The sequence below is a fragment of the Pseudomonas sp. GM55 genome (genome assembly GCF_000282395.1).
Classification (GTDB): Bacteria; Pseudomonadota; Gammaproteobacteria; order Pseudomonadales; family Pseudomonadaceae; genus Aquipseudomonas; species Aquipseudomonas fluorescens_CC.
In genome coordinates this window covers 70346-83122 of record NZ_AKJJ01000137.1, presented here as the reverse complement: position 1 = coordinate 83122, position 12777 = coordinate 70346, and the positions used below count along the sequence as shown (strand labels likewise).

Annotated in this window: 9 protein-coding genes; 3 read left to right on the top strand and 6 right to left on the bottom strand. The window is 60.3% G+C overall.

Annotated features, from left to right (window positions below; genetic code table 11):
• Positions 1-20: 20 nt before the first annotated feature.
• Positions 21-389: a PilZ domain-containing protein gene (locus tag PMI31_RS26160; protein WP_008022545.1), complete on the bottom strand. Its 369-nt coding sequence runs from the start codon at positions 387-389 to the stop codon at positions 21-23.
• A 160-nt stretch (positions 390-549) separates the two neighbouring features.
• On the opposite strand from PMI31_RS26160, the gene PMI31_RS26155 reads away from it, so the two are divergent.
• The 3 genes from PMI31_RS26155 (at position 550) to yjiA (ending at position 3933) form a co-directional block, all read left to right on the top strand.
• Positions 550-2616 (top strand): carbon starvation CstA family protein, encoded by a 2067-nt coding sequence (locus PMI31_RS26155; protein WP_008022544.1) that lies wholly within the window; start codon positions 550-552, stop codon positions 2614-2616.
• A 15-nt stretch (positions 2617-2631) separates the two neighbouring features.
• Positions 2632-2829 carry a YbdD/YjiX family protein gene (locus PMI31_RS26150; RefSeq protein WP_007895266.1) on the top strand — a complete coding sequence of 66 codons (198 nt, stop codon included), beginning with the start codon at positions 2632-2634 and terminating at the stop codon, positions 2827-2829.
• 132 nt (positions 2830-2961) lie between these two features.
• Entirely contained in the window at positions 2962-3933 is a 972-nt protein-coding gene (gene yjiA, locus PMI31_RS26145; protein ID WP_008022542.1) for a GTPase, read from the top strand.
• Between the two features lie 122 nt (positions 3934-4055).
• Here yjiA and PMI31_RS26140 read toward each other — a convergent pair whose 3' ends face one another.
• From PMI31_RS26140 to PMI31_RS26120, 5 genes are all read right to left on the bottom strand, one after another.
• Complete coding sequence (locus PMI31_RS26140; RefSeq protein WP_008022540.1) at positions 4056-4736, bottom strand: GntR family transcriptional regulator; 681 nt, start codon at positions 4734-4736, stop codon at positions 4056-4058.
• 25 nt (positions 4737-4761) lie between these two features.
• Positions 4762-5466 (bottom strand): FadR/GntR family transcriptional regulator, encoded by a 705-nt coding sequence (locus PMI31_RS26135; protein ID WP_008022538.1) that lies wholly within the window; start codon positions 5464-5466, stop codon positions 4762-4764.
• 49 nt (positions 5467-5515) lie between these two features.
• Positions 5516-6829, bottom strand: coding sequence for a C4-dicarboxylate transporter DctA (locus PMI31_RS26130; protein ID WP_008022536.1), 1314 nt, complete (start codon positions 6827-6829; stop codon positions 5516-5518).
• Positions 6830-7173: 344 nt separating this feature from the next.
• On the bottom strand, positions 7174-8427 hold the full coding sequence (gene glyA, locus PMI31_RS26125) for a serine hydroxymethyltransferase (protein ID WP_008022534.1): 1254 nt from the start codon (positions 8425-8427) through the stop codon (positions 7174-7176).
• A 249-nt stretch (positions 8428-8676) separates the two neighbouring features.
• Entirely contained in the window at positions 8677-12525 is a 3849-nt protein-coding gene (locus PMI31_RS26120; protein WP_008022532.1) for a bifunctional diguanylate cyclase/phosphodiesterase, read from the bottom strand.
• Between the last annotated feature and the right edge of the window lie 252 nt (positions 12526-12777).

The following is a 12777-nucleotide window of genomic DNA, read 5'->3' as shown; positions in this document are numbered from 1 at the left end:
CTGTGGGAGCGAGCTTATGGCTAGATCTCGATCAGCGCACCGAGTTCTCGCTCCAGCTCCCGTGGATCAGCGAGATTGAGCTCAATCAACCGCCGCAGGCGTTCGATGGATTCCAGGCTGATGTGCAGGCAAACAAAGCCGAGTTGGCCATGGTCATCGTGGGCCAGTTGTACATCCATGGTGATGTCGGCCTCTTCGCTCAGATGAATGTCGACCAGAAAATCCTGCTGCGGATTGCCCAACCACGGGGCGGGTCGCTCGATCAGTAACCCCTTGAGCGACAGATCAAGCAACTTCACCGGCCAGGTGGACTCCCCCTGACTCAGCTCGGTTCGGGCATCGAACGCAATACGTTTGAAGCGGCGACGTTCGGCAGGGTGCTCGCTCATGGCGCGATCCTCGGAAATGTACGCTGACTATAGACCCGCCTGATCAACGGCTGCCAGCGCGTGCAGGTGTCTAGACCAATGTCGGGGTATGGCCTTTGCCGTCAGGAGCGCTAAACTCGGGGTGGCTGTCTTTCTTGTCCACTCTGGCTGGAATAATAAAATGAAAAATAATAATAGCCCGCTACGCCATCTGCCTTGGCTGGTGCTGGCAATCGTAGGTGCGTGTGCCTTGGGTGTCGTGGCATTGCGCCGAGGCGAGGCCATCAACGCCTTGTGGATTGTGGTCGCTGCCGTGGCCATCTATCTGGTCGCCTATCGCTACTACAGTCTGTTCATCGCCAACAATGTCATGCAACTCGATGCACGCCGGGCCACTCCCGCTGTGCTCAATAATGACGGTCTGGACTACGTTCCGACCAACAAACACATTCTTTTCGGTCACCACTTCGCCGCCATCGCCGGTGCAGGTCCGCTGGTCGGCCCGGTGCTGGCGGCGCAAATGGGCTACCTGCCCGGCACGCTGTGGCTGATCGCCGGCGTGGTGCTGGCCGGTGCGGTGCAGGACTTCATGGTCCTGTTCATGTCCACCCGCCGCAACGGCCGGTCCCTGGGCGACATGGTCCGTGAAGAAATGGGCCGCATCCCCGGCACCATCGCGCTGTTCGGCTGCTTCCTGATCATGATCATCATCCTCGCGGTGCTGGCGCTGATCGTCGTGAAAGCCCTGGCCGAAAGCCCCTGGGGTATTTTCACGGTGATGGCGACCATCCCGATCGCGATGTTCATGGGCATCTACATGCGCTACATCCGCCCCGGTCGCATCGGTGAAATCTCGGTGATCGGCGTGCTGTTGCTGCTCGGTTCGATCTGGCTCGGCGGGCAGATTGCCGCTGATCCGGTGTGGGCCAAGGCGTTCAGCTTCACTGGCGTACAAATCACCTGGATGCTGATCGGCTACGGTTTTGTCGCGGCGGTGTTGCCGGTGTGGCTGATCCTGGCGCCGCGTGACTACCTCTCCACCTTCCTGAAAATCGGCACCATCGTCGCCCTGGCCATCGGCATCCTGGTGACCATGCCCGAGCTGAAAATGCCGGCCCTGACCCAGTTCATCGACGGCACCGGTCCGGTATGGAAGGGCGGTCTGTTCCCGTTCCTGTTCATCACCATCGCCTGTGGTGCGGTGTCGGGTTTCCATGCGCTGATCTCTTCCGGCACCACGCCGAAGCTGTTGGATAACGAAACCAACGCTCGCTACATCGGTTACGGCGGCATGCTGATGGAGTCGTTCGTGGCCATCATGGCGATGGTCGCCGCCTCGGTGATCGAACCGGGCGTGTACTTCGCCATGAACAGCCCGGCCGCGGTCGTCGGCGGTGATGTGGTGGCGGTAGCAACAGCGGTCAGCAACTGGGGCTTTGCCATCACGCCGGAAGCGTTGCAAGCGGTGGCCCACGACATCGGTGAAACCACCATCCTGGCCCGTGCCGGTGGTGCGCCGACCCTGGCGGTGGGGATCGCGCAGATCCTGCACAGTGTTCTGCCGGGTGAAAACACCATGGCGTTCTGGTATCACTTCGCGATCCTGTTTGAAGCGCTGTTCATCCTGACCGCGGTCGACGCCGGTACCCGTGCCGGGCGTTTCATGCTCCAGGACCTGCTCGGCTCGTTCGTGCCGGCCCTGCGTCGCACCGAATCCTGGACCGCCAACCTGATCGCCACCGCCGGTTGCGTGGCCATGTGGGGCTGGCTGCTGTACCAAGGGGTGATCGACCCGCTGGGTGGTATCAACACCCTGTGGCCGCTGTTCGGTATCTCCAACCAGATGCTGGCCGGTATCGCGCTGATGCTCGGCACCGTGGTACTGATCAAGATGAAGCGCCAACGCTATGTCTGGGTCACCATGCTGCCAGCCGTGTGGCTGCTGGTCTGCACCACCACCGCCGGCTTCATCAAGCTGTTCGATGCCAACCCGGCCATAGGCTTCCTCGCCCTGGCCAAAAAATACAGCGATGCCCTGGCCAACGGTCAGATCCTCGCCCCGGCCAAGGACATCACCCAGATGCAGCACGTGATCTTCAACGCCTACACCAACGCAACGCTGACCGCGCTGTTCCTGTTCGTGGTGTTCAGCATCCTGTTCTATGCACTCAAGGTCGGTATTGCCGCCTGGGGTAAAAAAGAGCGTACGGATAAAGAATCGCCATTCCAGGCGCTGCCGGATGCGTAACCAGAGGATTGCAGCATGTTCAATGACCTGAGTCGCCTGGGTAAATACCTCGGTCAGGCTGCGCGCCTGATGGTCGGCATGCCCGACTACGACAACTACGTCGAGCATATGCAGACCAAGCACCCGGACAAACCGGTAATGAGCTATGAGATGTTCTTTCGCGAGCGTCAGGAAGCCCGTTACGGTGGCAAGGGTGGGCCGAAGTGCTGTTGATCTTGTAGGAGCGAGCTGGCTCGCGATGGACGACAACGATAACGCGTGCTTTCTGAATACACGCGTCGACCTTGCGTTCATCGCGAGCCAGCTCGCTCCTACAGTTTTTTAAGCGTAGGGGAGATTTTTGTTTTGCTCACACCCATCCCGGTCACGATCCTCAGCGGCTTCCTCGGCGCTGGCAAGACCACCCTGTTGCGTCACCTGCTCAAGGCCGAGCACGGCCTGAAGATTGCCGTGATCGAGAACGAATTCAGCGACGCCGGCATCGACACCCAGTTGTTGGGCGATGAACCGGTACAAGTGATGACGCTGTCCAACGGCTGCGTCTGCTGCACCATCCATACGGACCTGACCAAGGCGCTGTATCTGTTGCTCGAGCGTCTGGACCAGGGCGACATCGCCTTCGACCGCCTGGTGATCGAGTGCACCGGCCTGGCCGACCCGGCGCCCGTGGCGCAGACCTTTTTCATCGACGAAGAATTGCGCGAGCGCTATATCCTCGACGGCATCATCACGCTGGTCGATGCGGCACATGCCGACTTGCACCTGACCCAGACCATCGCCCAGGCACAGATCGGTTTCGCCGACCGCTTGCTGGTGAGCAAGCGCGATCTGGTGGACGAGCCGACCTTCATCACGTTGAGCGAGCGCCTGACCCGCATCAACCGTCGCGCCCCGATCCGCGTGGTCGACCACGGCAAGATCGACCTGGCGGAATTGCTCGACGTGCGCGGTTTCAATCTCAACGCCGACCTTGGCGGAGGTGTGAGCTTGCGACCGGTCAGCCAGGCGCCGTCAATCGACCGCATTTCCAGCCTGGTGCTGCGCACTGAAAAGCCGCTGGATATCGATAAGCTCAGCGAGTTCATGAACGAGCTGCTGGAGGAGCATGGCAAGCAGTTGCTGCGCTACAAAGGCGTGTTGAACATCCTCGGCGAACCGCGGCGCATGGTGTTTCAGGGCGTCTTGAAGCTTTACGGATTCGACTGGGATACCGAATGGGCCGACGATGAAACCCGCGAAAGCGTGATCGTGTTCATTGCCGACGAGCTACCGGAAGAGAAAATTCGTGAGGGGTTTGCACGGGTGGCGGCGGTCTGAAGCTTTATGGCGTCTGTGAGGACGCCATCGCGGGCAAGCCCGGCTCCCACAGGTTTCTGGTTGAACACAAAGTCTGTGCTTACCCTCGAACACTGTGGGAGCGGGCTTGCCCGCGATGCGATCTAGCCGGCAACACAATGTTCACGGGGTGTATTGAGCAGTGTCTGCTCCAGATGATCCAGATGCCGGTCTATCAGCATGGCCGCCGTCGCAGCATTTCCACGTTCAACAGCATCAACAATCGCCAAATGCTCCTGCCACGCGCAACAACTGTGCGTCTGCTCCTCACACTGCGCAATCGCCAGCGAAGTCAGCGGCACCAGGTTGCCAAGAAAATGCGCCAGCGGTGCATTTCCCGCCATTTCGGCCAGTTGCAAGTGAAACTCCCCCGATAACCGAATCGATGGACCACGCTCCTTGCATTGGCGCTCTCTTTCGATCAGGGCACGCAGGCGTTTCAGGCCTTGCGCGCAGGGTCGCTGACACGCCAGCCGCACCAGCATGATCTCGGCCAGCCGCCGGGCATGCAGGGTCTGCCGGGTCTGCTCGGCATCCAGTTCGGCGACGCGGGGACGATGGTTGACTCGAAGGAGGATGATTTGCTGATGGGACAGTCGCGTCAGCACATCACGCACGTCGCTGCGTCGAGCACCGAACATCTGCGCCAGGCTTTCTTCCGTAAAGCGGCTGGCCGAATGGATGCGCTGTTCGAAAATGGCATCGAGGATCCGCGAATACAGATCATCCACCGAAGGGCGGATGGGCAGGGTAACGAGTGTTTGTGGCGAGGCGAAGCCGATCATGGCCAATCTCCAGTTCGAAGAGGTTTCAACTGCCGAGGTTGTCTTCCGGGATGTTCAGTTCGATGCCCATGCGCTGGCCTTCGCGCAAAATGTGCCGACGCATCTCGGCACTGGCCTGGGCGCTGTTCTTGCTGCGGATCGCGCGCACCACGGCTTCGTTTTCTTCAAGGCGTTCAGCCAGATGTTCCGGGGAGTTGCGCAACACTTCGGCGCTTTGCTTGAGGGCATTGCTGGTTTGCTGGACCACGCTCTGGAAGATCGGGTTCGAGGTCAAGGTGAACAATTCCTCGTGGAAGGCGATGTAAGCGCTGACGCCGGCTTCACTATCGCCAGCTTCCAGGGCTTCGCGCATGTCCATCAGGGTCAGGCGCAGTTGCCCGACTTCCTTGCTGCTGATGGACTGCGCCACGAGGCCGACGATGAACGGTTCGAGGGTGTAGCGCAGTTGCAGCACATCTTCGAGGCTGGCGCCGGCCACGGCGTTGTCGTGGCTTGCGTTGTCGCTGAGTTGCGCGTCGAGCACTACAACGCCTTTGCCCGGCATTGAACGCACGAGGCCGAGGGTTTCCAGTACGATCACCGCTTCGCGCAGGCTCGGGCGGCTGATGCCCAGTTGTTCGGCCAGTTCACGCTGGCCCGGCAGCATGTCGCCGGAGCGCCACTGCCCCCTGGCCAAAGCGGCCCGAAGTTTTTCTACCACTGAGTTGACGACGGTTGATGAGGTAATCACTTGTTCGCTCCGTGAGCCGTGCCTGCGGGGCGGCAGGCACGGCGGTCATTCAGAATTCTTTGGCTGCCGCTTGAGCAACCGGTTTTCGCGGCTGGAAGGTATAACCCGTCTGACCGGAAAGTACCTTGTTCGCCCGCTGTACATCGATGTCCTTTTCCCACCGTGCGATAGCGACAGTCGCCACGCAGTTTCCGATCAGGTTGGTCAGTGCCCGGCCGATGCCCATGAACCAGTCCACGGCCAGCACCAGCACCAGACCCACCACCGGAATTGCCGGAATGGCGGTCAGGGTGGCCGCCAGAATCACCAGCGCTGAGCCCGGAATACCGTGGGCACCCTTGGAGGTGATCAACGATACCAACAGAATCGTCAGCAGGTCGGTCATCGCCAGTGGCGTGCCGGTGGCGTTGGCGATGAACACGATGGCCAGGGTCAGGTAGATCGAGAAGCCGTCGAGGTTGAACGAGTAACCCGTTGGAATCACCAGGCCGACTGTCGAACTGCCGATGCCTAGATGCTCGAGCTTGCGCATGATTTGCGGCAGCACGGCATCGGACGAAGCGGTGCCCATGACGATGAGCAGTTCCTCGCGCAGGTATTTGAGCAATGGCCACATCCTCAAGCCAGAGAGGCGCATCACCAGGCCGAGAATCAGGGCAACGAAGGCCACACAGGTCAGGTAGAACAAACCGACCAGGCTGCCCAGGTGTTGCAGCGAGTCCAGGCCATATTTGCTGGTGGTGAAGGCGATCGCGCCGAATACACCGATTGGTGCCAGTCGCACGATCATGCCCATGATGCGGAAGATCACGTGGCTGAGTTCATTGATCAGCCGCGAAATACCCGATGCCGCCTCGCCCACCAGATTCAGTGCACTGCCGAACAACACTGAAAACAGCAGGACCTGCAGGATATTGTTATCGGCAAAGGCACCGATCACCGAAGTCGGAATCAGGTCCATCAGGAACTGTGTGGTGGTGTGCATGTGCTGGCCGCGCTGGGCAATGTCGCCCATGTCGGCAGCGGAAAGCTGTTCCAGGTGAATATTCGCGCCGCTGCCGATACCGGTGCTGAAGGCGAACAGCAGGCCGATCACCAGGGCGATGGTGGTCAGCACTTCAAAGTAGATCACCGATTTGAGGCCGATGCGCCCGACCTTTTTCAGGTCGCCGGCACCGCTGATGCCGCTGACCACCACGCAGAACACGATCAGGCCGATGAGCATTTTGATCAGCTTGATAAAACCGTCACCGAGCGGTTTGAGCTGAGCGGAGTATTCGGGAAGGGTCAGTCCGCAGACGATGCCGAGCACCAGTCCGAGAACCACTTGGAGGAAGATTGAACGCGAGCACCATCTGAGCATGGGAGGAATCCTGGTCGGTGTCCTGGCTGCCGTGCGCAAGGCGCATCGACTTCAGGACTTAATTATTGTGGTCTTACCGGTATGTCCAGTGCAGGTGCAGTCTAGGCGCTATTTTTAGATGTTCGCAAGCAAAAATTAGAAAATTGGCATGACCGGTCTTACCAGTTGTGTTGGTTCTGTAGGAGCTGGCTTGCCAGCGAAGGCGTCCCAATAGCCGGTGCTAATATCCAAGACCGTTTTCGCCGGCAAGCCGGCTCCTACAGAGTGCTGACGTTTAAAGCGCGGACGAAAAAAAACCGGCCATCTCTGGCCGGTTTCTTATGACTGCGGTTTAGCGGGGCTGATTAAGCGCCGTATACCGGCAGCTTCTTGCAGATAGCCTTGACCTTCTCACGAACGGCATCGATCACCGCTTCGTTGTTCAGGTCAGCCAGGATGTCGCAGATCCAGCCGGCCAGTTCCTTGCACTCGGCTTCCTTGAAGCCGCGAGTGGTCACAGCCGGAGTGCCGAAACGCAGGCCGGAGGTGACGAACGGGGAGCGTGGGTCGTTTGGCACGGAGTTCTTGTTCACGGTGATGAACGCTTTGCCCAGAGCGGCATCGGCGTCTTTACCGGAGATTTCCTGCTTGATCAGCGACAGCAGGAACAAGTGGTTTTCAGTACCGCCGGAAACCACGTCGAAACCGCGCTCGATGAATACGCTGGCCATGGCCTGGGCGTTTTTCACCACTTGTTGCTGGTAAGCCTTGAACTCAGGCTGCAGCGCTTCCTTGAAGCAGATCGCCTTGGCCGCGATCACGTGCTCCAGCGGGCCGCCCTGGGCGCCCGGGAACACCGCGGAATTCAGCTTCTTCTCGATGTCGGCGTTGGCGCGAGCCAGGATCAGGCCGCCACGTGGACCGCGCAGGGTCTTGTGGGTGGTGGTGGTCACGACGTCAGCGAATGGAACCGGGTTCGGGTAGACGCCTGCGGCGACCAGACCGGCCACGTGAGCCATGTCGACGAACAGGTAGGCACCTACTTTGTCGGCGATTGCGCGGAAACGCGGGAAGTCGAGGATCTGCGAGTAGGCAGAGAAACCAGCCACGATCATTTTCGGCTTGTGCTCAACGGCCAGGCGCTCGACTTCGTCATAGTCGATCAGGCCGTTGGCGTCGATGCCGTACTGGATGGCGTTGTACAGCTTGCCGGAAGACGAAACGCTGGCACCGTGGGTCAGGTGACCGCCGTGGGCCAGGCTCATGCCCAGGATGGTGTCACCCGCCGACAGCAGGGCCAGGTAAACGGCGCTGTTGGCCTGCGAGCCAGCGTGCGGCTGAACGTTGGCGTAGTCGGCACCGAACAGCTCTTTGGCGCGGTCGATAGCCAGCTGCTCGACGACGTCTACGTACTCGCAACCACCGTAGTAGCGCTTGCCCGGGTAGCCTTCGGCGTACTTGTTGGTCAAGACCGAGCCTTGAGCTTCCATCACCGCAGGGCTGGTGTAGTTTTCCGAAGCGATCAGCTCAATGTGCTCTTCCTGGCGCTGAGCTTCTTGCTCCATGGCGGCAAAGAGATCGGCGTCGTACTTGGCAATAGTCAAATCACGGCTGAACATGGCGGTCCTCAAGGATCGGGGGCGGAAAAGGGGGGCATTCTAACCCAATGGGTTTTAGATGGCATATGAAACGGCATCATGTCGCAGACAAGTGGGCTTCATGACTGATATGCGGCGTCTGTGCGGGCCCCATCGCTGGCAAGCCAGCTCCTGCAATGTCCGTGTTTCAATCAATGAATATTGATCCACAGCAGGATCCTGTGGGAGCTGGCTTGCCGGTGATGAGGCCTGCAGCCTCACTGTAAAACTTCAGTCAAACATGAACAGCGCATCATTGCTGAATTGCCCTTCGAACCGGCCTGCCGGCATCGGGCGGCCGAACAAGTAGCCCTGCACCTCGTCGCAACCGTGCTCCCTCAGGAAATCAAGCTGCTCGTGGGTTTCCACACCTTCGGCGATCACCGCCAGGTTGAGGCTGTGGGCCATGGCAATGATCGCCCGGGCGATCTGCGCATCCTGCTCACCCGATGGCAGGCCGTCGACGAAGGTGCGGTCGATCTTCAGTACGTCGATCGGGAACTGCTTGAGGTAGTTGAGCGATGAGTAACCGGTACCGAAATCGTCGACCGCAATGCTCAGGCCGAGGTTTTTCAGGCCATCGAGGATCTGCATCGCCTCGCTGACTTCGCGCATCAGGATACTTTCGGTCAGTTCCAGTTCCAGGCACGCCGGTGGCAGGCCGGTTTCCTTGAGGATGGTGGCGATTCGCGTGCCGAGCTGGCCGTCGGAGAACTGCCGCGCCGAGATGTTCACCGACACCTTCGGCACCCGTACCCTGGCCTGATGCCAGGCCTTGAGTTGGCGGCAGGCTTCGCTGATCACCCAGTCGCCGACATCCACCACCAGCCCGAGCTCTTCGAGCACTGGAATGAAATCCCCCGGCGGCACCAGCCCGCGGCGTGGATGGCGCCAGCGCAACAGTGCCTCGGCACCGGTCAGGCGCATGCCGTCGCCGCTGAACTGCGGTTGGTAATACAGCACGAATTCGTTCTGTTCCAGGGCGTGGCGCAGGTCGCTTTCCAGCTCCAGACGCTCCAGCGCACTGGCGTTCATGTCCGCCTGATAGAACTGGAAGTTGTTCTTGCCACGCTCCTTGGCGTGGTACATCGCGGTATCGGCGTTCTTCATCAACTGGCTGAGTTCGTTGCCGTCCTGCGGGCTCAGGGCGATGCCGATACTGGCCGTGACGAAGAACTCGCGGCCTTCGAGCACAAACGGTTTCACCAGGCTGGCGAGAATCTGTTCGGCCACATGGATGGCCCGGTTCAGGGCGATTTCACGGTTGGCCCGCGGTTGCAGGAGCAAGGTGAATTCGTCACCGCCCATGCGCGCCACGGTGTCGTCATCGTCGACGCAACCGAGCAGGCGCGTGGCCATTTCCTTGAGCATGCGGTCGCCGGCGGCGTGGCCCAGGGAGTCGTTGATCGGCTTGAAGCGATCGAGATCGAGGAACATCAGCACCACCCAGGACTTCTGCCGTTCGGCCGATTGCAGTGCCGTGTGCAGGCGATCCTGGAACAGTGTGCGGTTGGGCAGGTGGGTCAGGGCATCGTAGTAGGCGAGGCGGTGAATCCGCTGCTCGCTGGCCTTGCGCTCGCTGATGTCGCTGAAGAAACACACATAACTGGCCAGGTCGCCTTCGTCGTCGAGTACGGCGGTGATCCCGACCCAGGCCGGGTAGTGCTCGCCGTTGCGGCGTTTGAGCCAGACTTCACCTTCCCAGGTGCTGTGCTGGCCCAATTGCTTGAGCACGTAACGCAGATGGGTTTCCTGCTGCTCGTCGACGGTCAGCATGTTCGGCAACTGGTCGAGGACCTGCTCCACGGCATAACCGCTGACACGGCTGAAGGCTTCGTTGGCCTGGACGATGTAGCCGGCCGGGTCGGTGATCAGGATCGCCGAGGTCGAGTGTTCGAATACCGTGGCGGCCATGCGCAAGTCTTTTTCGGCCCGGCGTTGCTGGCTGATGTCGCGGCCGACGCCGAGCACGCCTTCGAACGTACCGTGCTCGTCCCAGACCAATACCAGACGCAGTTCGATCGGGATCTTGCGCCCGTCGGCCCGCAGGCAATCGAACAGGAACAGTTGGGTTTGCACCTGGCTGCGCAACAGCGCCAGTTGGTCCGGCTGATCCAGCGCTTTGCTGACCCGGTCCATCAGGAGGTAGATACCGGTCAGTTGTTGCGGGTTGGCAATGGTCGATTGCCAGCCGTTCTGAAAAATCCACTCGGCGTCGTAGCCCAGCACGGCTTGCACCGAAGGGCTGACGTAGTTGAGGTTAAGGCGGTTGTCGGTGGAGAAAATCACGTCGCTGATGCTTTCGGCGAGCATCCGGTAGCGCTGCTCGCTGTCGCGCAGCGATTCGCTGGCTTCGATCTGGTCGGTGATGTCCTTGGCCACGCCGATGATCCGCGTGACCTGGTCGTCCTTGTCTCGCGCCAGTGCCTGTTCGCGAATCTCGAAGCGTCGCCACTGGCCGTCCCGATGGCGGAAGCGCATCTGGCACTGCATCAACTGGCGATAACCGGCCTGGCGCTGGACCTGGCGGGAGCGATGGTAATAGTCGGCGTCTTCGGGATGCAGGAGAATTTCCCAGAAGTATTCGCCCATCTGCTGCAGTTCGGTGCGGTTGTAACCCAGGGTCTGGCCCAGATGGTGGTTGCTGAAGATCATGCGCTGGCTGATCACATCCTGCACATACAGGTGATCCGGCACCGTGCGCACCACGTCCGACCAGAATCCTTCGCGCTCCTGCAATGACAGTTCGATGAGCTTGCGGCTGGTGATGTCGGTGATGCTCAGGATCACCGAGTTATAGTCGTCCGGGGTTTGCGGCAGACACAGCACCAGCCACAGGTGCTGGTCGCGACCGCTGGCGTCCTGGAGATTGATTTCCAGCTCAAGCTGATGTTGCCGGTTGAGCAGCGCGTCGAGCACCTGGTCGCCGATGGCGGTGCCGTCCTGCGGATTGCCGTCGATCAGCAGTTTCCAGGCGTTGTCGGTGCTATCGACATTAAGCAGTTGCAGTGCGACCTGGTTGACCTCGGTGATCCGTAGTTCCTTCAGCAATTGCCGGCGTTGCACCGGGATCGCCAGCCATGTTTGCAGTTGCTCGCTGCCCTGCAGTTGCGCCTTGTCGAAAAAGACCTTGAGCCCCGACATGTCGAGCACGCATAAAGCCACGCCGGTGCCTTCGAAAATGTCCTGATAACGCCGGCGGCCTTCATTCAACTGGCGCTGACGTCGGCGCATGTTCAGCAAGGCAAGAAACGGCAGCATGGAAAACGCCAGGCCCAGCAGGCATTTGCCGATGAACGCCGGCAGCAGTTCCTCCAGCACGCGCTGACGGTCGAACAAACCGCGCAATTGCCAATCGCTGCTGCTCAGCGGAACCGTCAGCACGCTGTTGGCGATGTCGTCGGTGGTCAGCGTCCCTGGGTTGACCGAGGGCAACGCTTCGTCACGGCTGACGATTTGATGATTGATACGGTTTTCCACCAGCCACAACGGACGGTCCACGGCCTCGCTTTGCTTGGTCAAGGATGAAAAGAAGGTGGGGGTCAGGCGCAAGGCCCAATAGCCTCGGGAGCTGCCGCTGGCCTGATGCAACAATAGATGAACCACGGAACCGTCGGTGGCATTGCTGAAGTAGTGCGCCTGGACGTGGCTGCGGCCTACCAGTTCACCCAGGTAGTCGCTGTCATCGCTGTCGGGAGCGCTGTCACTGATGACTCTTCCCGAGGGGCTGAGCAAGGCCAGGCTGCGCAGATCGGGCAGCGATTGTTGCAGCTTGCGCAGCAGGGCCTGCAGCTCATCGGCGTCCTGCGGTTGTTCGACGATCGGCAACAGGTTGAGGGCGATCTGCGCGTTGAGTGCCATGTTCAGGCTGACCTGCGCGGCCAGATCGGCGGTGTAGTCGATGGTGTACTGACGCTGGACCTTCTGGGTTTCCCGCAACTGGTCGAGCAACTGCCAGAACAGCAGGGCCAGCAGCAATAATACGAGTGTCGCCAAAGTGCCCTTCAAAGTCCCGCGCAGGGGAGCGCCGGGCGCAGTGGCCGGCGCACTGGAAGTCAGAGGCGGGGGGACATTGGACAAGCTGTAATCCTGCGGTTTGGCTGGACTGGCGCGACGTGCACTATAAGCCGGACGCCCGAAGGGCGGCTAGCATGCCTTGAGTTGTGGCGAAGTGCCAGCCCCTGCCCGTCGGCTGGACTGCCACTGGTCAATAAGGTAGCTTTGCCGGTTACGCGGGAGCGTTCCAGCTCCTAGACTCAGGCGTTTTCAGCGCGCATATATTGAAAGCTCTCAATCGGGCGTGCGCACAGCCTGGCCAGGCATCGCCTGTGC

Excerpts from the sequence above, each read along its gene's own strand:
- PMI31_RS26160 (WP_008022545.1), bottom strand. The coding sequence starts at position 389 with ATGAGCGAGCACCCTGCCGAACGTCGCCGCTTCAAACGTATTGCGTTC.
- PMI31_RS26155 (WP_008022544.1), top strand. The coding sequence starts at position 550 with ATGAAAAATAATAATAGCCCGCTACGCCATCTGCCTTGGCTGGTGCTG.
- PMI31_RS26150 (WP_007895266.1), top strand. The coding sequence starts at position 2,632 with ATGTTCAATGACCTGAGTCGCCTGGGTAAATACCTCGGTCAGGCTGCG.
- PMI31_RS26140 (WP_008022540.1), bottom strand. The coding sequence starts at position 4,736 with ATGATCGGCTTCGCCTCGCCACAAACACTCGTTACCCTGCCCATCCGC.
- PMI31_RS26130 (WP_008022536.1), bottom strand. The coding sequence starts at position 6,829 with ATGCTCAGATGGTGCTCGCGTTCAATCTTCCTCCAAGTGGTTCTCGGA.
- glyA (WP_008022534.1), bottom strand. The coding sequence starts at position 8,427 with ATGTTCAGCCGTGATTTGACTATTGCCAAGTACGACGCCGATCTCTTT.